The organism is Stenotrophomonas sp. 05L413 (assembly GCF_056397945.1).
Genome location: NZ_JBFTOL010000002.1, coordinates 363,678 through 386,958 on the forward strand (window position 1 = coordinate 363,678; position 23,281 = coordinate 386,958).

Annotated in this window: 21 protein-coding genes; 6 read left to right on the forward strand and 15 right to left on the reverse strand. The window is 67.8% G+C overall.

All coding sequences use genetic code 11. The features are described 5' to 3' along the window. Nucleotides 1–25: 25 nt before the first annotated feature. Both AC1DIQ_RS06250 and AC1DIQ_RS06255 read right to left on the reverse strand, forming a co-directional pair. Nucleotides 26–652, reverse strand: a complete 627-nt coding sequence (locus AC1DIQ_RS06250) for a decarboxylase (protein ID WP_121037024.1) — start codon at nucleotides 650–652, stop codon at nucleotides 26–28. Nucleotides 653–752: 100 nt separating this feature from the next. After that, nucleotides 753–1,247, reverse strand: coding sequence for a DUF1543 domain-containing protein (locus AC1DIQ_RS06255; protein ID WP_478049669.1), 495 nt, complete (start codon nucleotides 1,245–1,247; stop codon nucleotides 753–755). 118 nt (nucleotides 1,248–1,365) lie between these two features. On the opposite strand from AC1DIQ_RS06255, the gene AC1DIQ_RS06260 reads away from it, so the two are divergent. Beyond that, nucleotides 1,366–1,671, forward strand: coding sequence for a hypothetical protein (locus AC1DIQ_RS06260; protein ID WP_121037027.1), 306 nt, complete (start codon nucleotides 1,366–1,368; stop codon nucleotides 1,669–1,671). A gap of 33 nt (nucleotides 1,672–1,704) precedes the next feature. On the opposite strand, the gene dld is transcribed toward AC1DIQ_RS06260, so the two are convergent. The 7 genes from dld to AC1DIQ_RS06295 all read right to left on the reverse strand — a co-directional run bounded on the left by dld (nucleotide 1,705) and on the right by AC1DIQ_RS06295 (nucleotide 9,010). Further along, entirely contained in the window at nucleotides 1,705–3,426 is a 1,722-nt protein-coding gene (gene dld, locus AC1DIQ_RS06265; RefSeq protein ID WP_478049670.1) for a D-lactate dehydrogenase, read from the reverse strand. Next, on the reverse strand, nucleotides 3,423–4,583 hold the full coding sequence (gene lldD, locus AC1DIQ_RS06270; protein ID WP_478049671.1) for an FMN-dependent L-lactate dehydrogenase LldD: 1,161 nt from the start codon (nucleotides 4,581–4,583) through the stop codon (nucleotides 3,423–3,425). The genes dld and lldD overlap by 4 nt, the downstream gene beginning before the upstream one ends. A 3-nt stretch (nucleotides 4,584–4,586) precedes the next feature. Beyond that, nucleotides 4,587–5,351 carry a transcriptional regulator LldR gene (gene lldR / locus AC1DIQ_RS06275; RefSeq protein WP_121041082.1) on the reverse strand — a complete coding sequence of 255 codons (765 nt, stop codon included), beginning with the start codon at nucleotides 5,349–5,351 and terminating at the stop codon, nucleotides 4,587–4,589. Between the two features lie 67 nt (nucleotides 5,352–5,418). Then, nucleotides 5,419–7,077: an L-lactate permease gene (gene lldP / locus AC1DIQ_RS06280; protein ID WP_478049672.1), complete on the reverse strand. Its 1,659-nt coding sequence runs from the start codon at nucleotides 7,075–7,077 to the stop codon at nucleotides 5,419–5,421. Between the two features lie 185 nt (nucleotides 7,078–7,262). Then, on the reverse strand, nucleotides 7,263–7,697 hold the full coding sequence (locus AC1DIQ_RS06285; protein ID WP_121037034.1) for a VOC family protein: 435 nt from the start codon (nucleotides 7,695–7,697) through the stop codon (nucleotides 7,263–7,265). Continuing rightward, nucleotides 7,694–8,152: an MgtC/SapB family protein gene (locus tag AC1DIQ_RS06290; protein ID WP_121037036.1), complete on the reverse strand. Its 459-nt coding sequence runs from the start codon at nucleotides 8,150–8,152 to the stop codon at nucleotides 7,694–7,696. Before AC1DIQ_RS06290 ends, AC1DIQ_RS06285 begins: the two co-directional genes overlap by 4 nt. Nucleotides 8,153–8,251: 99 nt before the next feature. Next, a complete protein-coding gene (locus AC1DIQ_RS06295) occupies nucleotides 8,252–9,010 on the reverse strand; it encodes an SDR family NAD(P)-dependent oxidoreductase (protein ID WP_478049673.1) in 759 nt (252 codons plus the stop codon). Between the two features lie 208 nt (nucleotides 9,011–9,218). Here AC1DIQ_RS06295 and AC1DIQ_RS06300 point away from each other — a divergent pair, with 208 nt between their 5' ends. Beyond that, on the forward strand, nucleotides 9,219–10,313 hold the full coding sequence (locus AC1DIQ_RS06300) for an alkene reductase (RefSeq protein ID WP_478049674.1): 1,095 nt from the start codon (nucleotides 9,219–9,221) through the stop codon (nucleotides 10,311–10,313). A gap of 11 nt (nucleotides 10,314–10,324) precedes the next feature. Here the strand turns inward: AC1DIQ_RS06300 and AC1DIQ_RS06305 are convergent, their stop codons facing one another. From AC1DIQ_RS06305 to AC1DIQ_RS06320, 4 genes are all read right to left on the reverse strand, one after another. Beyond that, nucleotides 10,325–12,196, reverse strand: a complete 1,872-nt coding sequence (locus AC1DIQ_RS06305) for a hypothetical protein (protein ID WP_478049675.1) — start codon at nucleotides 12,194–12,196, stop codon at nucleotides 10,325–10,327. Between the two features lie 123 nt (nucleotides 12,197–12,319). Beyond that, nucleotides 12,320–14,215: a CocE/NonD family hydrolase gene (locus AC1DIQ_RS06310; RefSeq protein ID WP_478049676.1), complete on the reverse strand. Its 1,896-nt coding sequence runs from the start codon at nucleotides 14,213–14,215 to the stop codon at nucleotides 12,320–12,322. Nucleotides 14,216–14,313: 98 nt separating this feature from the next. Further along, on the reverse strand, nucleotides 14,314–14,709 hold the full coding sequence (locus AC1DIQ_RS06315; RefSeq protein ID WP_121037046.1) for a hypothetical protein: 396 nt from the start codon (nucleotides 14,707–14,709) through the stop codon (nucleotides 14,314–14,316). Further along, nucleotides 14,706–16,061 (reverse strand): MFS transporter, encoded by a 1,356-nt coding sequence (locus AC1DIQ_RS06320; RefSeq protein WP_478049677.1) that lies wholly within the window; start codon nucleotides 16,059–16,061, stop codon nucleotides 14,706–14,708. Before AC1DIQ_RS06320 ends, AC1DIQ_RS06315 begins: the two co-directional genes overlap by 4 nt. A 106-nt stretch (nucleotides 16,062–16,167) precedes the next feature. Here AC1DIQ_RS06320 and AC1DIQ_RS06325 point away from each other — a divergent pair, with 106 nt between their 5' ends. After that, nucleotides 16,168–17,064 carry a LysR family transcriptional regulator gene (locus AC1DIQ_RS06325; RefSeq protein WP_478049678.1) on the forward strand — a complete coding sequence of 299 codons (897 nt, stop codon included), beginning with the start codon at nucleotides 16,168–16,170 and terminating at the stop codon, nucleotides 17,062–17,064. Between the two features lie 38 nt (nucleotides 17,065–17,102). Here the strand turns inward: AC1DIQ_RS06325 and AC1DIQ_RS06330 are convergent, their stop codons facing one another. Beyond that, nucleotides 17,103–19,922 (reverse strand): beta-glucosidase, encoded by a 2,820-nt coding sequence (locus AC1DIQ_RS06330; protein WP_152151335.1) that lies wholly within the window; start codon nucleotides 19,920–19,922, stop codon nucleotides 17,103–17,105. Nucleotides 19,923–20,190: 268 nt separating this feature from the next. Then, on the reverse strand, nucleotides 20,191–20,634 hold the full coding sequence (locus AC1DIQ_RS06335; protein ID WP_121037054.1) for a winged helix-turn-helix transcriptional regulator: 444 nt from the start codon (nucleotides 20,632–20,634) through the stop codon (nucleotides 20,191–20,193). 74 nt (nucleotides 20,635–20,708) lie between these two features. Between AC1DIQ_RS06335 and AC1DIQ_RS06340 the strand changes: the two genes are divergently transcribed. From AC1DIQ_RS06340 to imuA, 3 genes are all read left to right on the forward strand, one after another. Then, nucleotides 20,709–22,046, forward strand: a complete 1,338-nt coding sequence (locus tag AC1DIQ_RS06340) for an MFS transporter (protein WP_478049679.1) — start codon at nucleotides 20,709–20,711, stop codon at nucleotides 22,044–22,046. Further along, nucleotides 21,968–22,402: a VOC family protein gene (locus AC1DIQ_RS06345; RefSeq protein WP_070425312.1), complete on the forward strand. Its 435-nt coding sequence runs from the start codon at nucleotides 21,968–21,970 to the stop codon at nucleotides 22,400–22,402. The genes AC1DIQ_RS06340 and AC1DIQ_RS06345 overlap by 79 nt, the downstream gene beginning before the upstream one ends. 256 nt (nucleotides 22,403–22,658) lie before the next feature. Beyond that, nucleotides 22,659–23,276, forward strand: a complete 618-nt coding sequence (gene imuA / locus AC1DIQ_RS06350) for a translesion DNA synthesis-associated protein ImuA (protein ID WP_088433373.1) — start codon at nucleotides 22,659–22,661, stop codon at nucleotides 23,274–23,276. The last annotated feature ends 5 nt before the right edge of the window (nucleotides 23,277–23,281 follow it).

The window sequence follows — 23,281 nt, forward strand, 5'->3', positions numbered from 1 at the left end:
CCGTGCCGGTTCTGTCGCTTCCGTGTCAGTAGGTGCTGTACGGCACCTCGACTACCACCGGCGCGGCCGGTGCCGGCGGCTGCAGGGTGTAACGATCCAGCGCGCCGTTGTCATCGGCGAACCGCTGCGACTGCACCTGCAGGCGGTACATGACGGTGCCGAGCTTGATGCTGCCGCCGGCATCCAGCGCAGCCCCGGCCGGCAGCAGCAGGCCTCCGAGGTCGCTGTAGCCGCCGCCTTCCTGCGAGAAGACGTGGTCGACCAGCTCGCCTTCGCGCTTCATCGCGAACACATGCGGGTCGCCGTGCCGGCGGTTGTAGTCCTCGTTGCCGAGCAGATCGGCGATCCATACCCCGGGCAGCCGGTAGCGGGTCTCCAGCGCGATCGCATCGAGGCGGTCGCTGTCCACCACCAGGCAGCACACTGCCTGCTTGTTCTCGCGGTCCAGGATCGCGAAGCGCTCGCCCTTGGCAACCTCGCCCGGCAGGATCGCAAACGGCTGGTTCCTCAGTACCGGCTCGGCGCCACTGGCCGAATGCAGGTTGCGCCAGCCACCGAACACCGGTGCGTCCGGCTCGGCCGCCACGGCGTTGCCTGCCATCATCATTCCCAGCGTCACGATCACTGCGGCGGTGATCTTCCTGCTCTGCATGCGCTACTTCCGTTGGTTGACCTGTCGCGGCGACATCGCCGGACCTCACAAGACCGCGACACTATGCGCCAGCGGCACGGCCGCGGGCAATCGGGGCCGTTCAGCCGATCACGATGTAGTCACTGACCAGCGCGATGCCCTGGTGCTCCCCGCGCTCAAGCTGCACATACCGGCCGCCGACCTGATCGATGGCGATGCAGTCATCGACCTCCAGCAGGGCATCGGTATGCGGCTTGAACCAGCTGGCATCGCGCAGCGCCCTGGCCTTGTGCTTGGCCTCTTCGACACTGGTGGCGACCAGCAGCCGGTAGTCATGGGCCTCGCCCAGCGCGCCGGCGGCATACCCGCCGAGATTGAGAAAGTAGAGCCGCGGCGCGCCCGCCGCCGGGGCCACCTCGCCGAAGCGCACCTGGTACGCCTCCACCCCATCCACCGCGAGCCAGCCATCGACATGCAGCCCTTTGCGTTCGCCGAACCACTCCTGGCGCAACTGCGGGTAGGCCTCTTCGATGACATCGACGTTGGCGAAGGCCACATCGTGGACCTCGATGCTGGCCCGGGCATGGCGCCCGCCAAGCATGAACACGTGCAGCACCTGCGACTCCCGGCATGATCGATCGTGAGAGGCCGTCAGTGTAACGCCAGGGTAGCCACCACACGTCCCTGCGCACCGCGGTGGTATGGTCGGCGCCTGACCCCGCAGGAGCGACCCGATGACATCCCTTTACCGCTATCCCCTCGCCGCGATCATGCTCGCAGGCACCCTGTCACTGGCCGCCTGCGTCAGCACGCCGGGGCCGGAAATCAAGGGCCCGGGCCTGTGCAAGGCCGATGCGCTGGGCTGGGCTGTTGGCCAGCCGGCCGACGAAGCGAACATGCGCAAGCTGCTGGTACAGAGCGGCGCCGGCCTGATCAACCCGATCGGCCCGGCCACGATCACCACCCGTGACCTGCGCCAGGATCGCCTGCGGGTGTTCATCGACAAGGACAACGTGATCACCGCCGTCCGTTGCGAGTGATTCCGCGCGGGTAAAGCCACCCCATGGGTGGCTCTACCCGTGGGTGGTGCAGTCGCAGCTGCCCCATCCGCGCGTCTTCGGGGTCTGGCCGATGCCCGGATTGAGCGTATTGCTGGGATCCAGCTGCTGGTAGAACGCCGCCAGCGGCGGCTTGGCCGGGTACAGGTGGCCCACGTTGTGCTCAGCCGGATACTCGGCACCGCGCGCATCCAGCAGCGCCCACATCGCGTGCTCGATGGCCAATGGATCTTCCCCCTTGCGCACGATGTAGTCCTGATGGAACACGTGGCACAGGAAATGGCCGTAATACAGCTTGCCGGCCAGGCATGCATCGAGGTTGGATGGCAGGTGTTCCACCCACTGGCGGTCGTCGCGTCGCAGCGCCACGTCCAGGGCCACGATGTCCTCGACCTCGCGCCGGTGCACTTCGCGATACCGCACGGCCGCGCCGGCCACGGCGAAGCGATGCAGGAACGCCTTGCGCCCCTCCCCGGCGGTGCACTGGAAGAAGTCGCCCTCGCCGTCAGCGAAGTGATTGCGCAGGAAGGTCTCGGTTGCGGCGGCATCCACCGCCGACACCTTGAGCAGCAGATGGTGCTCGTAGCGGTCACGGAACTGGCCCATGCGCGCGGGCAGATGGCGTGGCAGGCAGCGCATCGCCCACTGGATCACCCGGTCGGTGACCCCGCGCAGGCCGAGACTTTCGAACCAGCCATCGACGCGGCTTTTCAACGCGAACGCAGCCGGCACCCGGGCCGTACCGAAGCGATCGATGAGCAGGAAGGTGTCCTTGCCGTAGCGCTCGCCGATGTCATACGCCTCGCGGTGCAGGTACTCGCCGGAGATCGGCAGGCGTTCGAACGCGGTCAGCAGATGGCGGCGGATCGCGGTCAGATCCTCCATCGCGTTGCTGCCGATGTAGAACACCTCACCCGGCTCGCGCGCAAACGTATCCAGCCGCACCGCGAACACCGCCAGCTTGCCGGCCGAGCCGGAGGCTTCGTAGTGGCGCGAGGGATCGGCGTTGTAGCGTGCCGGCGTGGCTGCATCGACCTGGCGCACCTGCTCGGCATACCGCGGGTCGGAGGCGGCGCGGCCGTTGCCGTTGTCCACATCGGCGGGCGCGTAGTCGCCGCGCTGCAGCCGTTCCAGGATCTGCTCGGGGGTGTCGCCCAGCGCGATGCCAAGATGATTGACCAGCTGCAGCTGGCCGTGGGCATCGACCTGGGCGAACAGCGCCATCTCGGTATACGCCGGGCCACGCCGCACCAGCGAGCCACCGGAGTTGTTGCAGACCCCGCCCAGCACCGACGCGCCGATGCACGACGAACCGATCACCGAGTGCGGCTCGCGATCCAGCGGCGCGAGCACTTTCTCCAGACGGTCCAACGTCGCCCCAGGCAGGCACACCACCTGGCGGCCCGCGTTGATCAGCTGCACGCCGGTGAGGCGCAGCGTGCTGATGATCACCACGGGACGGTCGTAATCGGCACCATCGGGGGTGGAGCCGCCGGTGAGGCCGGTGTTGGCGGCCTGCATGATCACGATGGCATCGGCCGCCACGATGACCTGCAGGGCGCGCCACTGTTCCAGCAGCGTGCCCGGGCGTACCACCGCCAGCACCGGGCCGTCGCCGAAGCGGTAGCCCCTGCGGAAGCGCCGCGTCGGTTTGTCGCCCGAGAGCACGTGCGCGTCGCCGACGATGCCGCGCAGCTGCGCAAGCAACGTGGCGCTATCGCTGCCGACGCCGCTCACGGTGCGACCGCAAGGCGCCGGGTGGCGTCCACCAGCGAATCGGCACTGATATCGGCGATGGTCTTCGCGCCGGTGAGCGTCATCGCCACACGCATTTCCTTGGCCATCAGATCCAACAGGTTGGCCACGCCGGCCTCGCCCTGCGCGGCGAGCGCATAGACGAAGGCGCGGCCGAGCAGCACGCTGTCCGCGCCGAGCGCGATCATGCGCACCACGTCCAGGCCGTTGCGGATGCCCGAATCGGCCAGGATCTTCAACTCACCCTTGACCGCATCGGCGATCGCCGGCAAGGCCCGCGCGGTGGACAGCACGCCGTCCAGCTGGCGCCCGCCGTGGTTGGAGACCACGATGCCGTCGGCCCCGAAACGCACGGCATCGCGCGCATCGTGCGGATCGAGGATGCCCTTGATCACCATCGGGCCGGTCCAGAACTCGCGGATCCACTCCAGGTCTTTCCACGAAATGGACGGATCGAAGTTGTTGCCCAGCCAGCCGATGTAGTCGGCCAACCCGGTCGGGCTGCCGCGATACGTGGAGATGTTGCCCAGATCGTGCGGGCGGCCGAACAGGCCGACGTCCCACGCCCAGCGCGGGTGGGTCACCGCCTGCAGCATGCGCCGCGCCGGCGCGTTCGGGCCACTCATGCCCGAATGCGCATCGCGGTAACGTGCGCCCGGCGTCGGCATGTCCACGGTGAACACCAGCGTGGTCACGCCGGCCGCCTTGGCCCGCTCCAGCGCATTGCGCATGAAGCCGCGGTCCTTGAGCACATACAGCTGGAACCACATCGGCCGATCGATGGCCGGGGCCACCTCCTCGATCGGGCAGACCGACACCGTGGACAGCGTGAACGGAATCCCCCGGCTCGCCGCCGCCCTCGCCGCCTGCACCTCACCGCGGCGCGCGTACATGCCGGTCAGTCCGACCGGCGCCAACGCCACCGGCATCGCCAGGCGTTCGCCGAACAACGCCGTTTCCAGGCTCAGATCGGACATGTTGCGCAGGATGCGCTGGCGCAGTGCGATGTCCGACAGGTCGGCGACGTTGCGTTTCAGGGTGTGCTCGGCATACGCGCCGCCATCGATGTAGTGGAACAGGAACGGCGGCAGGCGGCGTTGTGCCGCGGCGCGGTAATCGGTGGAGGCGGAAATGATCATGGGTCAACCGTGGGAAGAAGGAAGCCGCGACGCACGTGCGCGCCGGGCTTCGTTGTCGTCGAGCGTGCGCAGGGAGGTGTGCACGAATTCCAGGTGCGCGTGCGCGGCGGCACGCGCGCGTTCCGGGTCGCCGGAGAGCACCCCATCCATCATCTCGCGGTGCTGGACCGACAGCGGCTCAAAGGTGCGGGCCGAGGTATAGAGCTTCTCGCGGCTCTGCGAGATATTGGTCTGCAGCAGGTCGAACAGGCCGCGCATGACCTGCAGCAGCACCAGGTTGTGCGAGGCCTCGGCGATGGCCAGGTGGAAAGCCGCATCGGCCTGCGCCTCACCGGCGGGGTCGTCCTTGCCGTGCGCGGCCATCATGGTGTCGAAGGCCTGGCGGATCTTCGCGCGGTCTTCGTCGGTGGCGCGCAATGCCGCATGCCAGGCGGTCGCCCCTTCCAGCGCGTGGCGGATCTCCAGCACGTCGAAGCGGTATTCCGGGTCCCCCTGGAACAGCGGCAGGTACGGCATCAACGGCTCATCGATGGTCTGCCGGGCCCGGGCCGCCGGCTCGCTCACGTAGGTGCCGCCGCCGACCCGCGCGCTCAGCAGGCCCTGGCTGGCCAGCTGCGCGATCGCTTCGCGCAGCGCCGTGCGCGACACCCCCAGCTGCACCGCCAGCGGTCGCTCGGCCGGCAGCCGGTCGCCCGGCTGCAGGTTCTGCTCACGGATCAGGCCACGCAGCTGCGCGGCCACCTTGTCGGACAGGCGTTCGTTCTTCATGCCGCCATTGTCGCCCGCGTGGCGGGCGATGGGGTCGATGCCGGTGGTCGGAATGCCGCGCATGGGCTCAGGGAATCATCCAGGTCAGCCAGTAGGCCTGGACCGTGGTGATGATGCCGACCATCACGGTGAAGATCAGGCTGTGCTTGACCGTGAAGCGGAACAGGTCCGATTCCTTGCCGGCCAGGCCGACCGCCGCGCAGGCGATGGCGATCGACTGCGGCGAGATCATCTTGCCGGTTACCCCGCCAGTGGTATTGGCCGCGACCAGCAGCACCTCGGACACGCCGATCTGCTGTGCCGTGGTGGCCTGCAGCGCCGAGAACAGCGCGTTGGACGAGGTGTCCGAACCGGTCAGGAACACGCCCAGCCAGCCCAGGAACGGCGAGAAGAAGGTGAAGGCCTTGCCGGTATGCGCCAGGGCCAGCGCCAACGTTGCCGACAACCCCGAGTAGTTGGCGATGAAGGCGAACGCCAGCACCATGCCGATGGAATAGATCGGCACTTTCAGCTCGTTGACGGTTTCGCCGAAGGTGCGCAGCGCCGCGGCCGGGCGCATCTTCAGCAGCACGATTGCGATCACCGCGCCCAGCATGATCGCCGTGCCGGTCGCCGAGACCGCATCGAACCTGTAGACCGCCTCGTACCCGGTGGGCACCGGCACGATCGGCGGCATCTTCTGTACCAGCTGATCCAGCGACGGCACCGGGATCTTCAGCACCCAGTGCTCCAGCGCGCCGCCGGCGGCGAACAGTGCCTTGAACGGCGCGATGCTCCAGATCGTGACCATCGCGGTCAGGATCAGGAACGGCGACCACGCCTTGACGATCTGGCCGGTGGAATAGCGCGGGGCCTCCAGTGCCTGGGCGGCGGCTTCAGCGCTGGTCTCGGTATCGAAGCGGAAGATCCGCACGGGCCTCCACCTGCGCAGGAACAGGGTCAGGCAGACCAGCGACGTCAGCGAAGCGGTGATGTCCGGCAGCTCCGGGCCGATGAAATTGGAGGTCAGGTACTGCGCGATCGCGAAGGAACCGCCGGCCACCAGCACCGCCGGCCAGGTTTCCTTGACCCCGCGCCAGCCATCCATGATCGCCATGATCCAGAACAGCACGATGAGGGTCAGGAACGGCAGCTGGCGCCCGGCCATTTGTCCGATCTCGAACGGATCCAGACCGGTCACCTGCCCGGCCACGATGATCGGAATGCCCATCGCGCCGAACGCCACCGGCGCGGTGTTGACGATCAGGCACAGGCCGGCCGCATACAGCGGCTTGAAGCCCAACCCGACCAGCAGCGCGGCGGTGATCGCCACTGGCGCACCGAAGCCGGCCGCCCCTTCCAGGAACGCGCCGAACGCGAACCCGACCATCAGCATCTGCAGGCGCTGGTCTTCGGTGACCGACAGGATCGAGGCGCGGATGATGTCGAACTGTCCGGTCTTGACCGAGACCTTGTACAAGAACACCGCGCCCAGGATGATCCAGGCAATCGGCCACAGGCCATAGACGAAGCCATACCCGGCCGCCGCGAACGCCTGCGACAGCGGCATCCGGTAGAACAGCAGGGCCACTGCCAACGCGATCGCTACGGTGATCGTGCCGGCCAGCCACCCCTTCATGCGCAGCACAGCCAGGGCGACGAAGAAGAAGGCGATCGGCAGCAGCGCGATCAGGCTGGACAGCCAGAGGTTGCCAGCGGGGTCATACAGTTGTTGCCAGGCCTGCATCGGCGGATCTCATCAAGACGGACAGGGGCCCGCGCGGTCAGCACCGCACGAGCCAAGAACGTTCAACGATGAGCATTGGTAGTACCAATACTCATGGAAGTCGTTGAAACTGCCCGCATTGAAACGCCAAACGCAAGGCGAGCCTATTAGACCATAGGTCTAGGCCCGCCCATTGGTATTACCATTTAACAGCCGCAGTCGTTGGAGCGGCCTTTGAGCTCGACCGAGTTGCCATCGGGATCGCGCAGGCGCAGCGACAGACCGTCGCCCTCCGCGCCGTAGTTGCGCTCGGCCGGTCCACTCAGCGCCACCTTCAGTCCCTGCAGATGCGCGCGCACCTGTTCGGCGTCGAACGGCTCCACGCGCAGGCAGACATGCTCGACATTGCGCCCTTCCCGCCCAGGTGCTGCGCCACCTTCGCGCCCCAGCGGGCCGTCGACACTGATCAGATCGATCAGCGATTCGCCGGCATGCAGATGCACCATGCCCAGCGAGGGCCGCTCGCGGGCAACCGTGCAGCCCAGGACGTCGCAGTAAAAGCGTACCGCGCGTGGCAGATCCTGCACGCGCAGCACCACATGGTCGATGCGCTGGATCTCGAAGGGACGTTCGCTGCTCATGACGACTCCAGTTTTTTAGCGATACGGCTGAACACCACCAGCACGATCAGGCACAACACGCTCACTCCGACAGCGATCACGTACTCGCCGATGCCCACCGCGATACCGATCGCCGCGGCCATGATCAGTGAGCTGGCGGTGGTCAGGCCGCTGACCTGATCGTCGCGCGAACCGCGCAGGATCGTACCGGCGGCGACAAAGCCGACGCAGGCCACCACTGCTTCGATCAGACGGACCGGATCGACCTGCAGCAGGTCGCGGTAGCGCTCTTCCTGGAAGTGCTCGGCAATGCTGTCACCGAGCCCGACAATGAGGGCGGCGGCACCGGCGATCAGCATGTGCGTGCGCAGCCCAGCCGCATGCTTGCCCATCTCCCGCTCGATGCCGAGCGTGGCGCCGAGCAGCATTGCCACGGCGATCCGCAGCAGGATTGATAGATCTTGTTCCAGTCCCATCTGCACCTCTCATCCAGCAATGGACGGAGCGTCGCAGACAAGGGCGTCTGAGCACCGTGAAGCCAGCGGCAGGCCCGGGTGAGCCTGCCGCTGCAAGGCTTACTGCGCCAGATAACCGCCATCGATGGCGTAGTACGTGCCTGTGGCAAAGCTGGCGTCCGCACTGGCCAACCAGGCCACCAGCGCAGCGACTTCCTCCGGGGTGCCGAGCCGGCCGAGCGCGTGCTTGCTCTCCAGCGCCTGCTTCACCTTCGGGTCCATCTTGTCCAGCAACGGCGTGGCGATGAACCCGGGGCCCACCGCATTGATGCGGATGTTGTCCGCGGCGTGCTCCCACGCCGCCGTCCGGGTCAGACCGACGACCCCATGCTTGGCCGCGACATAGGCCGCGGAGTTGTTGAAACCGACCTGGCCGAGGATGGAGGCCATGTTGATGATGCTACCGCCCTTGCCCGCGCTGCGCATCGCCTGGATCTGCGCCCGCTGGCACAGGAACACGCTGTTGAGATTGACGTCGATGACGTTCTTCCAGCCCTCCACCGGGTAGTCGCCGCTGGCCGCCGACGGCCCGCCGATACCGGCGTTGTTCACCGCGATATCCAGCCCACCGAGTTCCTCGACGGTCTGCTTCACCGCCGCTTCAACGGCGTGCTCGTCGGTGACGTTCAAGGCGATGCCGATCGACTTCACGCCTTTCTTCCGCAGCGTCTCGGCGGTTTTCTCGACGGCGTCGGCCTTGAGATCCCACACCGCTACCGCCGCACCGGAATCGGCCAGCAGCTCAGCCACGGCCAGGCCGATGCCGGAGACGCCGCCGGTGACGATGGCGACCTTTCCCTTGAGTTGATAATCAATCATCGCGTTGTTCCTCGGGTTGGAATAAGGCTGCGGGCAGTACCTGCCCATGCCTGGACCATACGCCGCGAAAACGTTACAGAACGTGCACAGGATGCTTCGCAACAATCCTTCCCATCACTGCAACGCACCTGGGCCTATGCTCGGGGTCGTACGCCCACATTCCTTCTTTCATCCGCCGATGGCGGTCGCCCTCCCCCAAGGTAAACCCATGACAGACTCCAATGACGGCCAGTTGTTCTCCCCCACCCGCCTGGGGGCCATCGACGTCGCCAACCGCGTCGCAATGGCACCGCTGACCCGCAACCGCGCGATCAACGACCGCATCCCCAATCCGCTCGCCATCCAGTACTACGAGCAGCGCGCCAGCGCCGGCCTGATCATCGCCGAGGCCACCCAGATCAGCCCGATGGGCCAGGGCTATCTCGACACACCCGGCATCTACAGCCAAGCCCAGATCGACGCCTGGAAGAAGGTCACCGATGCGGTGCATGCACGCGGCGGCAAGATCGTGCTGCAGCTGTGGCATGTCGGCCGCATCTCGCACACCAGCCTGCTGCCCGAGGGCGAGGTCCCGGTAGCACCGAGTGCCTTGCGTGCCAACACCAAAACGTTCACGGCCAAGGGCTTTGAAGAGGTCTCCGAACCACGTGCCCTGCGCCTGGACGAAATCCCCGGCCTGATCCAGGACTTCCGCCAGGCCGCGCGCAACGCGATCACCGCCGGTTTTGACGGCGTGGAAGTGCATGCCGCCAATGGCTACCTGATCGACCAGTTCCTGCGCGATGGCAGCAACCACCGCACCGACGGCTACGGTGGCAGCATCGAGAACCGCACCCGCCTGCTCGATGAAGTGGTCCGCGCGATCGTCTCGGAAATCGGCGCCGAACGCACCGGTGTGCGCCTGTCGCCGGTGACACCGGCCAACGACGCGGAGGATTCCAACCCGCAGCCGTTGTTCGAACGCGCCGTGGAGCGCCTGGATGCCATCGGCCCGCTGGCCTTCATCCATGTGATCGAAGGGGCGACCGGTGGCCCACGCGACAACATCGCCTTCGACTACGCCGCCCTGCGCGCCAAGTTCACCGGTGCCTGGATCGCCAACAACGGCTATGACCAGGCACGCGCGGAAGCGGCCGTGGCGTCGGGCTATGCAGACATGATCGCGTTCGGCCGCCCCTTCATCGCCAACCCGGATCTGGTCGAGCGCTTCCGCCTCGGCGTAGCGCTGTCCGAGCTGGACCAGGACACGCTGTACGGCGGCGGTGCGCACGGCTATACCGACTACCCCAGCGTTTCAGGCTGATCCGCGCGCGGTTACCGCTCGCGCATCGCATCGGTCACATCGCCGCCGGCAAGCACCGGCAGCAACGCCCGGGGCAGCTTGCAGGGGCGCGTGGGCACACTGTCCACGCGCCACCCGCGCCCGAGCAGCACGCCCTTCCCCTTCGAGGGCGGGCCATCGCCGGGTGCCGGGCAGCTGATGTCACTGAGCAGCACCTGTCCGTCGCGGTCCAGCCATTGCTGGACGAAGTATTCGCCATCGGCAAAGCGCATCGTGCCGAGATTGACCAGCGTCAGCGCCTGGCTTTCCACATCCCCTTGCCAGGTGGACTGCAGCTCCACGCCGCTGAACAGCAGGCGTCGCCGCAGCAGCACCTGATGGTTGGCCTCCAGCAGGACCAGTTCCTCATCGCCCCCGTCCAGATAGCGGCGCGTCCAGGTGCGGTCCGTGCCCCAGGGCAGGATATCGAAGCTCTCCGGCGGCGCCGGTTCGCTGCCATCGGCCAGCATCATGCCCAGTTTCCCGTCCCGGCGGAACACCACCCGGCCACCGTCCATGCGCACCACACCTTCGACGGGACGACCCACGATACGGCCCCGCGCGAGGTTGTACAGGTGGTTGACGCCGGCGGCCTGCTCCCGGAGCAACAGCAACGGCGGGGTGACGTGGTGTTCGTCGATGGCCATGTCGGCAGGCACCGTGTAGGCCGTGCGTCCATCCCACCACAGGCGCGGTGAGGATTCGCCGCCGACCCTTCCAAGCAATCCAGTGCCGACGGCGTCGAACCGGGTCACGTCTGAAGGCGCGAACACGACCTCGCCATTGCAGTCCAGCACCGCTGCGGTCTCGGTCTCGGTGGGATGACGCACGCGCCACGGCGGTGCCTGCCGTTGTTCGGCATCGGGCTCGTCGAGCACCGCTGCCAGCGCGGCCGGGGCGGCGGTGGGCGGGTTGGCGCCCTCGTTGTCCAGCACCTGCCAGCGGCCACCGCAGTAATCCAGGCGGACGTTGCCACCCTGTGCGGCAAAGTGTCCGTCGGCCATCAGCCAGCCGGGCTCGGGCGTGTCCTCGGCGCTGCCGGTAGCGTGCCGATAGACCTGCTCGGGCCAGTCGCGCCGGCCTGCGGTACCGCCATACTGTCGGTAGCGGGGATACAGCCCATCCTGCCGATAGCGGGCGATGTCCGTCGCCCTGCCCTGTGCATCCACCCGCCGCCACAGCTCGCCCTGGCGCAGCCACCAGCCACCGTCGCGGACCGGCAACAGCGCATCGATGTCATCGGAAAACACCGTCGTACCGGATTCATCCCGCACGTCGCAGTGCTCAGGCACCTGGACACTGCACGCAACATACACGTGGCGGCCGGCGAAGGGCCCGGCCACCCACTGGACCTGGCGCTCGTCCAGTTCCATGACCGCGCGCCCCTGCAGGTCATGGAAGCGCAGCGGACCACTGCGCGCGTTCCACAGCACGCGATCGGGTACCGCCAACGGCATCCATTCGCCATCCTTCAGCGCTGGAAAGCGCACCTGGCCCAGCGCATCCACCACGCCCCGGCCACCGGTCGCCTCGCCGTCCGCCTGGATGAACGCCTCCCACAACGGATCACCGGGTGCGGCCTGCGGCAGCACGAACCGCTCCTGGTACTCGATATAACGGTGGTCCTCACGCAGCAGTCGTCCTGCATCGTCGTACCACTGCTGCGGCGTGGTGGGGCCCTGCGCACGCATCCAGCGGTCGGCGGACAGCCGATGCATGCGCGCGCCATTGGGCGGCACCAGCAGGCGGCCATCGACGGACACCAGCGCCTCGGCGCCGAAGCTGTTGCCCAGCACAGTGAACGATTGCGCCTGCGCGCCGCCTGCCAGCGAGATCAGCGCGCCTACCACGAACATCCTTTTCATCGGTCGCATCAGACAAAGTGGAGCTGCACGCTAGCGCCTGTCCCTTGGCGATGCAATGTGCCCGGCACTCCCCCCGCGCGCAGCATTCATGGCCGCGGCGTGGCACCGGGAACGCGCTTGCGCTCAGTACACCGGCAATGAAATGAAACTGGCCTGCTGCGGCGCGTGCCAGATCTGCTGCGTCGCCTTCTGGTAATCGCCCGGTTTGGCCAGGTAGATGTTCGGCACGAACGTCTGCGGGTTGCGGTCATACAGCGGGAACAGGCTCGACTGCACCTGCACCATCACCCGATGACCCGGCTGGAACACATGGTTCGCGGTCGGCAGACCGAATTTATAGTCCAGCACCTGATTGCTCGCGATCGCCTTCGGGTCGCTGAAGCTCTCGCGGTACCGGCCACGGAAGATCGCCATCGAGACCGACAGCTCGTAGCCGCCCATCTCCGGCGTCGACGGCGTCTGGTCCGGATACACATCGATCAGCTTCACCACCCAGTCGCTGTCGCTGCCACTCGTGGCTGCCTGCAGATTGACCTGCGGCGCACCGCCGATCCGCAACGGTTCGGTCAAGGGCTCACTGACGAAGGTGAGCACGTCCGGGCGGCCATCCACGAAGCGCTGATCCTTCACCAGCCAGCTCGTCCACATATCCCGATCAGCGAACCGCACCGGGCGCGGCACGAACGGCACCGGCTTGGCCGGATCGGACACATAGGCCTCGAACGTCGCCTCACCCGCCTGCGGCGCTTCGAAGGACAGCTTGCCGCCCGCGCGCAGATACAGCGGCCTGGACTGCGCCACGCTGCGCGGCCATTGCTGCAGTTTGTCCCACTGGTTTTCACCGGTGTTGTAGATCAGCACCGGCGGCGTCTGCGCCGTGGGCGCGCCATCCACCAGGTACTGATCGAAGAACGGCTTGAGCACATCGCGGCGGAACTGCAGCGCGGTGTCCCCGTCGAACTTCAAGGCGCCCAGGCTGCTGCCGTCGTAGTTGACCTGGCTGTGCCGCCACGGCCCCATCACCAGATAGTTCAGCGTGTTGCCGGTGTCACGCGGCTCCATCGCCGCGTAGCTGTGCACCGCGCCCCACATGTCTTCCTGGTCCCACAGGCCCTGCAGCCACATCGTGGGCACCTTCAGCTCCGTCTTGGCCATGCGCGCGTCCAGCGCCTGTTCCTGCCAGAACGCGTCGTAGCTGGGGTGTTCGATCAGCTTGTGCCACCACGGCAACTGATCCAGGCCATTGGCCTTGGCGTAGTCCCCGGCCGAGCCGGCGCGAAGGAAGGTCGTGTAGTCGTCGTAGCCCACGCTGGGAATGGACGGCCCCTTGCCGCGCTTGGCCAGCTGGCCGGTGAAATAGCCGAAATTGACCTGCCGGAACGCACCGTAATTGAGCCAGTCATCGCCCATCCAGCCATCGATCATCGGGCTCTGCGGCGCAGCCACCTTCAGTGCCGGATGCGGGTTGGTCAGCGCCATCACCACGGTGAAGCCTTCGTACGACGAGCCCAGCATGCCGACCTTGCCGTTGCTCTCGGGCACGTGCTTGACCAGCCAATCGATGGTGTCCCACGCGTCGGTCGCGTGGTCCACCTTCGTGGTGTTGAGCGGCCCGCGCAGCGGCCGGGTCATCACGTAATCGCCCTCGGAGCCGTACTTGCCGCGGATGTCCTGGAACACCCGGATGTACCCGCCATCGACGAACACCTCGTCGCCCTGCGGCAGGATGTCGCGCATGTTCGGCGAATCCATGCGCTTGGCACGGTTGGCGGCATCGTAAGGCGTACGGGTCAGCAGGATCGGCGCGTGCCTGGCGCCCTTGGGCACCACGATCACCGTGTAGAGTTTCGTCCCATCGCGCATCGGCACCATCACCACGCGCTTGTCGTAGTTGTCCTGCGCCGTGGGCGTCACGAAGCCCTTGGCGGGGATGTCCGGGGTCATCGGCGAGGTCTGCGCCGACACACTGGCGGCAACCATCAGACTCAACAGCGCAACTGGCACTACACGCACACGCATGGGGCTCTCCCGGCAGTGATGGCAACTCCCGCAGCCTAGCGCCGCGCGGCCTGCGCCGGTAGATGCCGATCGGCCTGTTCCGTGGCCATTTCGCGCATTCAGCCGCCAACCACCGTTTCGTGCAAAGCCTGCCAGCGCAGCGTGCCGTCCGGGCGGCTCACGAGAACCGCCAAGGCCTCACGTCGATGGCCGGTGCCCTCCGCGCCGATCTGATCCTCGCGATAGCGCACCGCGCAGGCGGCGGGCGCGAGCGGCAGGTACTGCATGGCATCGACCGTGATCTGCAGCCCGGGCCGGCTGCCATGGGCGGAGGCGAAGAGGTCGGCGAGCGCGGGCTTGTCCAGGCGGATGCCACGGATCCCGACCATGCTGAAGTCCTCGCTGAAACGGGCCAGCAGCGTGTCCAGCGCAGCCACCGGCGAGCGGCCGGTGAACCAGTCTTCGATCAGCACATGCAGGTCATGGATCTCGTTGAAGGCAAGCGTGTCATTCATGGGGAGGCTCTCAAGGCAAGGGAAGACGCCGGCAGGCGCCATAGCAGAAGCATCGGCAGCAGGCTCATGCCCGCCGCCAGCATCAGGGTGAGCGGGAACGCGTGCGCTGGCAGCACGGAGGACAGCACTGCCAGCACACAGGCCAGCAGCGCGGCGGCCAGACAGAAACTGAGTTGGCGGTTGAGATTCCACAACGCACTGCCCGGCAGCAGCTCCGCGTCCGCCAGTGTCTGGAACGCGAGCGTCTGTGCGCTGCTGCTGCACAGGCTCCCGCCCAGGCCCATCAGTGCGAAGGCCAGCACCGGCAGCCACGGTTGACTGGCCGGTAGGCCGATCAACAACGCGATGCCGACCGCCTGGCCTCCCATGCCAGCCGTCAACAGCGGGCGCGCCCCGATGCGTGGCAGCCAGTGCCGCGTGGTGGCGATGGCGCAGGCCGAGGCGATCGCCCACGGCAGCATGAAGCCCCCGATGGCCGCGGCCCCGTAGCCCTGGCGATGCAGCAGCAGCGTGGCCACCAGCTGGGTGCCGATGAACGTACCGGGCACCAGCAGATAGATCAGCATCGCCAGCCGCAGCGAGGCATGCCGCAGCAGCGACCACTGCAGGACCGGATGATCCGTAAGGTGCGCACTGCGGGTATACAACGCCAGCACCAGGGTGGCGACCACGAGCAGGCCCGCGCCGAGCATCCGCTGCCCCGGCTCTGCCAACAGGCTCAGCGCCACCAGCAACATGCTCAGGCCCAGTGAGCCCAACAGCAGCCCGCGACGGTCCAGCGCAGGTACGACCACCGGCGCACCCGGGCGCACCCATGCGGCCGCCAACGCCAGGGCCACCATGGCCAGCGGCACACTGACCAGCAACACGCCGCGCCACGAGCCCCATTCGACCAGCAGGCCGCCCAGCGTCGGCGACAGCGCCGGCACCAGCAGCGCCACCGCCATGATGCGTGCGGTCAAGCGCGCGCGGTCGGCCGGTGGGCATTCGCGGTAGGCCATCGCCTGCCCGACCGGAATCAACAGCCCGCCACCCAGCCCCTGCATCAGGCGCCACGCGATCAGCCACTCGATGCTCGGCGCGGTGCCTGCCAGCACAGCGCCCACGGTGAACAGGGCCAGCGAGAGGCACAGCACCCTGCGCTCGCCGAGGCGCGCGGCCAGCCAGCTGCCCAGTGGAATCACCAGGGTCAGGCCGAGCATGTAGGCGTTGCCGATCCACGCCAGCTGCGGCACGGACGCCTGCAGGTCGGCGGCGATGGCCGGATAGGCGACGGTACCGATGAACATGTTCACCAGGTCCAACGAGAATCCCAGCAGGTACAGCGTTTCCACCTTGGCCCGGTATGTCATGCGGCGCTCCGATTGCGAGGCGGCAGCATGCGCGTTGGCGGCGGCTGGATATACGGGCAACCGGATGCAAGACTGTCAAACCTTTTTTGACAGTCAGCGCACCGCCATGGTCAGCCTGGACCGCTTCGAGACCTTCAAGACGATTGTCGATGCCGGCAGCCTGACCGCGGCCGCACAGCGCCTGGGACAGAGCCGCGCGGTGGTGAGCTTCAACCTCAAGCGGCTGGAACAGGAACTGGGTGTGACCCTGCTGGTGCGGAATACGCGCAGCCTGGCGTTGACCGAGGCCGGCGAGCGTTTCTACCAGCATTGCACGGCGCTGCTGGCCACCGCCGAGCTCGCCATCGAGGAGGCACGCAGCGAACAGCTGCAGCTGCGTGGCACGCTGCGGCTGACCACCACGCCGGAGTATGCGATCGCCCGGGTCGTGCCGGTGCTGGAATCCTTCCGCGCCCTGCATCCGGAGCTGCGCCTGCACCTGTCCACCTCACCGGCGCCGGCGGACCTGATTCCCGAGCGGTTCGATCTGGCGATCCGGTTGGGGCGGCTGCAGGATTCGCAGCTGCGCGCGACCCTGCTGGACAAGCACGCGCTGTGCGCGGTCGCCGCACCGTCGTTGTTGTCCACGCTGCCCGATGATGCCGCGCGCGATGACCCGGACTGGATCCGCACGCTGCCACGATTGGGGTATCCGCGCTTGGCGGATCTACCGCTGGTGGCGCCCGATGGCAGCGACCAGGTGTTTGCCTGCAACCCCGCCCATGCGGTGGTCACGGTCGATAACGCCTCCACGCTGCGCGCCTTCGCGCTGGCCGGGGCCGGCGCGACCGTATTGCCGCAGTGGTTGATCGATGACGATCTGGCGCAGGGCCGGCTGCTGCCGATCCTGCGCCGTCATCGTTTCCCGCGCCAGGGCGTGTATGCGGTGTTTCCCAACACCACCCAGCCCTCGCGCCGGGTCCGGCTGCTGCTGGCGCACCTGCGCGAGCACCTGCCGGGGTGACCGGAGGCACGACCGACGGTCGTGCCCTGCCCGTCAGCTCAGCGGACCACCTGCTCGGCCAGCTCCAGCGGCACGCGCTGCACCGGTGCATTGGCCGCGCGCGAGAGCTGTACTTCGTACTGCCCACCGGCGATCTTCCACTGCTTGGCAGCGGTATCGAAACTGGCCAGCGTCTTCGGCTCGGCTTCGATGCGGATCCGGCGGCTTTCGCCCGGCTGCAGCGTCACCTTCTGGAAGCCGATCAGGCGGATCGGCGTGGTGCTGCCCTGCGGCAGCTGCAGGTACAGCTGCGGCACATCCGCACCGGCGACCTTGCCGGTGTTGCGCACGTCCACGCTGGCGACCACACGCTGGCCGTCCACCACCACCTGCAGGTTGTCGTAGCCGAAGCTGGTGTAGGACAGGCCATGGCCGAACGCATACTGCGGGGTCAGGCCCTTGGCGGCGAACCACTTGTAGCCGACGTTGGCACCTTCGATGTCGTAGTCGATGGTGTCATCCGGCTTGTTCTTCGGGTTGAAGCCCAGGCCATTGACGTGCGGGCGCGGCAGCTGGCTGACATCGGTCGGCCAGGTCACCGGCAGGCGACCGGACGGATTGATCTTGCCGGTCAGCAGCGCGGCGATGCCTTCACCGCCCCGGATGCCCGGGTACCAGGCCTGCAGGATGGCCGGCACCTGCTGCAGCCACGGCAGCTCGACCGGGCCGTTGGTTTCCAGCACCACCACCGTCTTCGGGTTGGCCTTGGCCACACCGGCGATCAGCGCGTCCTGGTTGTCCGGCAGCTGCATGTGCGGCAGATCGACCGATTCGGCCGACCACTGCGTGGCGAACACGATCGCGACATCGGCGGCAGCGGCAGCGCGCGCGGCGGCGGCCACATCGCGGCCATCCACGTAATCGATGCGGGCATCCGGACGCTCGGCGCGCAGCGCTTCCAGCGGCGAGGACGGGTGGAAGATCACCGGGCCCGGCCAGGTCGTCGGCATCACACCCGGCACCGCATTGGTGCCCCGCGCGGTCCAGCCCACCATCGAGGAACCGCCGCCGCCGATCACGCCCTTGTCGGCATGGCCACCGATGATGACGATGCGCTGCACGTCCTTGCCCAGCGGCAGCAGGTCATCGGCATTGCGCAGCAGCACGCTGCCTTCTTCGACGGTGCGCTGCGCGGCGTGGAAGCCGGCCTCGTCGTCGATCGGCTCATGCACAGGCGGCAGATCGAAATTGCCGTGCGCGAACATGGTGCGCAGGATGCGGCTCACCATGTCGTCCAGGCGCGCCTGCGGCACCACGCCACCGGCCACGGCCAGGCGCAGCGGTTCGTCGAAATAGACCGCCTTGTCGAACACTTCACCGGCCGACTGCTGGTCCAGGCCCGCCAGCGCCGCCTTGGAGCCGCTGTGCACGCCACCCCAGTCGGACATCACGAAACCGGGGAACTTCCATTCCTGCTTGAGCACCTCGTTCATGAGGTAATCGTGTTCGCAGCCGTAGGTGCCGTTGATGCGGTTGTACGAGCACATCGCCGAACCGGGCTTACCGATGTCCATGGCGATCTCGAACGCCAGCAGGTCCGATTCGCGCATCGCCTGCTCGCCGATCTCGGCGCTGTGGAAATTGCGCGAGGTCTCCATGTCGTTGAGCGCGAAGTGCTTCATCGTGGAGATGACATGCTGGCTCTGCACGCCGCGGATCGACTCACCGACCAGCACACCGGCCAGCAGGGGATCTTCACCGGCGTATTCGAAGTTGCGGCCATTGCGCGGATCGCGCTGCAGGTTGACGCTGCCGGCCAACAGGATGTTGAAGCGCTGCTGCCAGGCTTCGCGACCCATGGTGGCACCGCCAGCGAAGGCGATATCCGGGTTCCAGCTGGAGGCCGTGGACGGGCCGGACGGCATCGCGGTGGCGTGGTCGCCCTTGCGCAGGCCGCCCGGATTGGTCACGCCGACACCGGCATCGGCCGACTGCTGCGCCGGAATGCCCAGGCGCGGCACGCCCGGCACGAAACCGGCCGAACCGACCGCGCCTTCCGGCAGCGGACCGCCATCCTTGCCCAGCCCGAAGTAGCTGTGCAGCATCTGGAACTTCTCATCCACGGTCATCTGCGCGACCAGCGCCTTGGCACGGGCATCGGCGTTCAGGCCGGTGTCCATCCACGGCGTGTCGCCACCGACCGGCGCGGCATACCCCAGGGTCAGCAGCGTGGCGGCGGTGGTGCCCTTCTTGCCGTCATGGGTGCGCAGCTTGATCGCCGCCGACGTGGCGGACTGGAAGCCATCGCTGAAGTAGCTTTCATTGGCTTCCAGCGCGACGCGCGACGGATCGAAGCCTGCGGTGGTGGCTGCATCGGCACTGACCGCGCCCAGCAGCACGGCCGGCGCGCCCAGGCGCGAACCGGTGACCAGCGGGGGCAGTGCCGCCGCATCGGCGGCGCTGGTGTACAGCGCGACCACGTGGCGGCCATCGTTGAGGCGCAGGTAATTCAGCGACGGCTGCTCGGTGCCCGATTCGGCCTCGATCGGCAGGCGGGTGAGCACGACGCTGCCGGTCTGCTGCGCGGCGGCCGGATCGGCGGTCACGAAACGATAGTGATAACCCAGCGCATCGGCCAGGCCCTGCAGCGGATCCACGCGGTCGGCGCGGCGCTCCACGTTGCGCACGGTCACTGCATCGACCTGCAGCTGCTCCAGCTGCGCGGCGACCACGGCGGCGTCCAGCTCACCCGGGGTCTGTTCCAGGGTCAGCACGGTGAACGCGTCGGTGGCGGCGGCCGGGGCAGCAGCCCAGGCGGAAGCGCTCAGCGAGAGCGCGATGGCGGCCGTCAGGGCCAGGGGCTTTGAAATCGTTTTCATGAGCGGACGAAACACCTTTGCTTGCGCAATAAATCCAGGGAGTCTTGCCGCAGAAGGGTGCAGCGCCATGTCGGCGGGAACCACGCGCGGGCGCGCGGAACCGTTTACAACGCAAGGCGATGACGACTACGTCCAGGCCCCTCCGCCCGTCGTGACAGCCGCACCACCCGGGAGCCCGTGACCGGCGCCCCACCCCGGAAGAGTGGGCGAGCGTGTTCATCCCTGTCAACAGGATGCTTACATTTGAGACACCGCAACCCGCGCGAAATCAGGGCGACAGCGGCTTCATCACCCGGGTGTCGGCGCCCTCAACCACCTGCCCACGCTGGTCGCGCGGCTGCATCGGGGCCAAGGGCTGCCCATCGCTGTCGGCCTGCAGCACCGAGCGCGGCTCGCCGGGTGCGAACAGGAAGGCCTCGCCCCATTGGCGCAGCGCCACCACCAGCGGGAACAGCGCGCGACCGCGCTCGGTGAGCACATATTCCTGATAGCTGCGGCCTTCGCCCAGCGGCTGCTGCGCCAGCACGTCCGCTTCCAGCAAGGCCTGCAGGCGCTGGCTCAGCATGCTGCGCGACATTCCCAGGCGGCGCTGGAAATCGCTGAAGCGGCGCACCCCGTCGAAAGCTTCGCGCACGATCAGCAGCGACCAGCGGTCACCGACCAGATCCAGCGCGCGCCCCACCGGGCAGGGGGTAGTGGCATCGGTTGTCATGAGCGGCCTCCTTTCCAGGTTTCATTTTAGAACCACATACCCCAGAATCAACTGGTTCTATTTTGAGACCACCTATGGCGATCATCGCTCAACCCCCTGCCTCCCCCCTCTCCTCCGCCCTGCTGATGCTGTTCGCCTGTGCCGCCGGTTTGAGCGTGGCCAATGTCTATTACGCCCAGCCCTTGCTGGACGCGCTGGCCGCCGATCTCCAGATCAGCACCTCCCGCATCGGCGCGGTGATCGCCGCCACCCAGCTGGGGTCGGTGGCGGCGCTGCTATGGGTGGTGCCACTGGGTGACCGCGTGGACCGCCGCCGCCTGATGGCGATCCAGACCGGTGGCCTGGTGCTGGCCCTGCTGGCCGTCGCGCTGGCCGCGCAGGCCTGGAGCCTGCTGCTGGGCATGCTGGCGGTGGGCCTGCTCGGCACCGCGATGACCCAGGGGCTGATCGCCTATGCCGCCGCCGCTGCAGGCGGGCACGAGCGCGGCCGCGTGGTCGGCGCCGCACAGGCGGGCGTGGTAGTCGGGTTGTTGTTGGCACGCGTCGTGGCCGGCGCGGTGGCCGATCTGGGCGGATGGCGGGCGGTGTACCTGCTCTCGGCGGCGCTGATGGTGGTGACGGGCGCGCTGTTGTGGGCGCGTCTGCCACGGCTGCCGGTGGCGACGCCACCCACCGCACGCACCGGGTTGATCGCCTTGCTGCGGCAACAGCCGGTGCTGCGCCAGCGCGGCGTGCTGGGCCTGCTGCTGTTCACCGTGTTCGGCCTGTTCTGGAGCTGCATGAGCCTGCCGCTGGGCGCGCCGCCGTATGCGCTCACGCACACCGCCATCGGTGCCTTCGCGCTGGTCGGGCTGCTCGGTGCATTGGCGGCGGCACGCAGTGGGCACTGGAGTGACCGGGGCCATGCCGGGCGGGTGACCACCGGCGCCCTGGGGCTGATGCTGCTGAGCTGGCTGCCGATCGCCGCGATGCCCCACCACCTGGGCTGGCTGGTGCTCGGCGTGCTGCTGCTGGATATGGCAGTGCAGGCGCTGCACGTGACCAACCAGAGCCGGATTCTGGCCGCAGCCCCGCATGCGCAGGCGCAGGTGATCGCCGCCTACATGCTGTTCTACGCGGCCGGCAGTGGGCTGGGGGCGCTGGCCGGCAGTGCGTTGTATGCCGCGTTCGGCTGGCCCGGGGTCTGCACGGCGGGTGCCGGTGTGTCGCTGCTGGCGTTGCTGGCCTGGTGGGCGATGCCGGGTTATCACGCCATCACCGGTGGTCATGAGGCCTGCCCGGTTCCAGGCGGATCGCGGCTCGATAATGAGCGCTCACGTCCCGGAGCCGCCGCATGCCCCCACACCGCCACTTCGATCAACTCTGGCGCGACCGCAACGACACCTCCCGGCAACGCAGCCCGCGGGTGCTGATCCGGGTGTTCGTCGGCCCGGGCGAACTGGAAGCACGGGTGGCGTTCTACGAGCAGTTGCAGGGCGTGGTCGCCGATGCGGGCTTTCCGTTCCCCGAGGCCGGCCTGCGCCTGGCGATGGTCGGGGCGTTCCTGCTGATCGAGGGCGCGCCGGACAAGCTGGCCCCGTTCACCTCCACCACCGGCACGCTGCTGGTGGATGACGTGCAGCCCTATTACGACCGGCTGGTGGCGGCCGGGGCGCAGATCATCTTTCCACTGCAGGTCGTGCCCACCGGGGCGGCCTTCAACGCCGTGCATCCGGACGGCACCGTGGTCGAGTACGTGCACCACCGGCCCGATCCGCAGGGGCGCTGAGTAGATCCACGCCATGCGTGGATGCCCTCCATCACACGCGTGGCCATCCCATCTGGCGCGCTGCCATTCCGCTCTCCTGAAGCATTCATCACCCCCAACGGGTTGGGAATCCGGCCGCCGAATTCGTTAGCATTTTTACTAATTGCGGGTAGGATTGTCGGTCTCAGCCTTTGACACGCGTGCTGCCGATACTCGCCGCCATGCCCTTGTTTCCTGCCCGTTTCCACCTGCTCCAGCCCTGCCGGGAGGCCCGCTGATGGGCGCCGTGCTGGCCCTGGACCGGCTGCTGGAAACCCGCCGGGTCTGGCGGGGGCAGCCGCGTGCGGCCTTCCCGGAGGTGGCCCCGCACCCGACCGGCCACCCGGCGCTGGATGCCCGCCTGCCGGGCGGTGGCTGGCCGCCCTCGGCGCTGTCGGAGGTGCTGCTGGCCTCGCCCGGGGTCGGTGAGCTGGCCCTGGTCTGGCCGACGCTGGCGCGGTTGAGCCAGCAACAGCAGACCGTGGTGCTGATCGCCCCGCCGCACCTGCCGCATGCCCCGGCGTGGGCCCGCGCCGGGCTGGCGCTGAACCAGGTGCAGGTGGTCCAGGCCAGCCCGCGCGATGCGTTGTGGGCCGCCGAACAATGCCTGCGCTCGGCCGCGTGCGCGGCGGTGCTGTGCTGGCCGCAACAGGCCGATGACCGCGCGCTGCGCCGGCTGCAGGTGGCGGCCGAAACCGGCCAGTGCCTGGGGTTTTCCTTCCGCGATGCCCGGCACGCGCGCAACCCCTCCCCGGCCGCGCTGCGCCTGCAGCTCGACGATGGCCAGGTGCGTGTCCTCAAATGCCGTGGCGGGCTGGCACCGGCCCAGCCGTTGCCGCTGGCCGTGGCCCATTGAGCGGC

Bases quoted from the DNA above. Each gene is read 5' to 3' on its own strand.
- AC1DIQ_RS06250 (WP_121037024.1), bottom strand. From the start codon at position 652: ATGCAGAGCAGGAAGATCACCGCCGCAGTGATCGTGACGCTGGGAATG.
- AC1DIQ_RS06260 (WP_121037027.1), top strand. From the start codon at position 1,366: ATGACATCCCTTTACCGCTATCCCCTCGCCGCGATCATGCTCGCAGGC.
- lldD (WP_478049671.1), bottom strand. From the start codon at position 4,583: ATGATCATTTCCGCCTCCACCGATTACCGCGCCGCGGCACAACGCCGC.
- lldR (WP_121041082.1), bottom strand. From the start codon at position 5,351: ATGAAGAACGAACGCCTGTCCGACAAGGTGGCCGCGCAGCTGCGTGGC.
- lldP (WP_478049672.1), bottom strand. From the start codon at position 7,077: ATGCAGGCCTGGCAACAACTGTATGACCCCGCTGGCAACCTCTGGCTG.
- AC1DIQ_RS06285 (WP_121037034.1), bottom strand. From the start codon at position 7,697: ATGAGCAGCGAACGTCCCTTCGAGATCCAGCGCATCGACCATGTGGTG.
- AC1DIQ_RS06290 (WP_121037036.1), bottom strand. From the start codon at position 8,152: ATGGGACTGGAACAAGATCTATCAATCCTGCTGCGGATCGCCGTGGCA.
- AC1DIQ_RS06295 (WP_478049673.1), bottom strand. From the start codon at position 9,010: ATGATTGATTATCAACTCAAGGGAAAGGTCGCCATCGTCACCGGCGGC.
- AC1DIQ_RS06300 (WP_478049674.1), top strand. From the start codon at position 9,219: ATGACAGACTCCAATGACGGCCAGTTGTTCTCCCCCACCCGCCTGGGG.
- AC1DIQ_RS06305 (WP_478049675.1), bottom strand. From the start codon at position 12,196: ATGAAAAGGATGTTCGTGGTAGGCGCGCTGATCTCGCTGGCAGGCGGC.
- AC1DIQ_RS06310 (WP_478049676.1), bottom strand. From the start codon at position 14,215: ATGCGTGTGCGTGTAGTGCCAGTTGCGCTGTTGAGTCTGATGGTTGCC.
- AC1DIQ_RS06315 (WP_121037046.1), bottom strand. From the start codon at position 14,709: ATGAATGACACGCTTGCCTTCAACGAGATCCATGACCTGCATGTGCTG.
- AC1DIQ_RS06320 (WP_478049677.1), bottom strand. From the start codon at position 16,061: ATGACATACCGGGCCAAGGTGGAAACGCTGTACCTGCTGGGATTCTCG.
- AC1DIQ_RS06325 (WP_478049678.1), top strand. From the start codon at position 16,168: ATGGTCAGCCTGGACCGCTTCGAGACCTTCAAGACGATTGTCGATGCC.
- AC1DIQ_RS06330 (WP_152151335.1), bottom strand. From the start codon at position 19,922: ATGAAAACGATTTCAAAGCCCCTGGCCCTGACGGCCGCCATCGCGCTC.
- AC1DIQ_RS06335 (WP_121037054.1), bottom strand. From the start codon at position 20,634: ATGACAACCGATGCCACTACCCCCTGCCCGGTGGGGCGCGCGCTGGAT.
- AC1DIQ_RS06340 (WP_478049679.1), top strand. From the start codon at position 20,709: ATGGCGATCATCGCTCAACCCCCTGCCTCCCCCCTCTCCTCCGCCCTG.
- AC1DIQ_RS06345 (WP_070425312.1), top strand. From the start codon at position 21,968: ATGCCCCCACACCGCCACTTCGATCAACTCTGGCGCGACCGCAACGAC.
- imuA (WP_088433373.1), top strand. From the start codon at position 22,659: ATGGGCGCCGTGCTGGCCCTGGACCGGCTGCTGGAAACCCGCCGGGTC.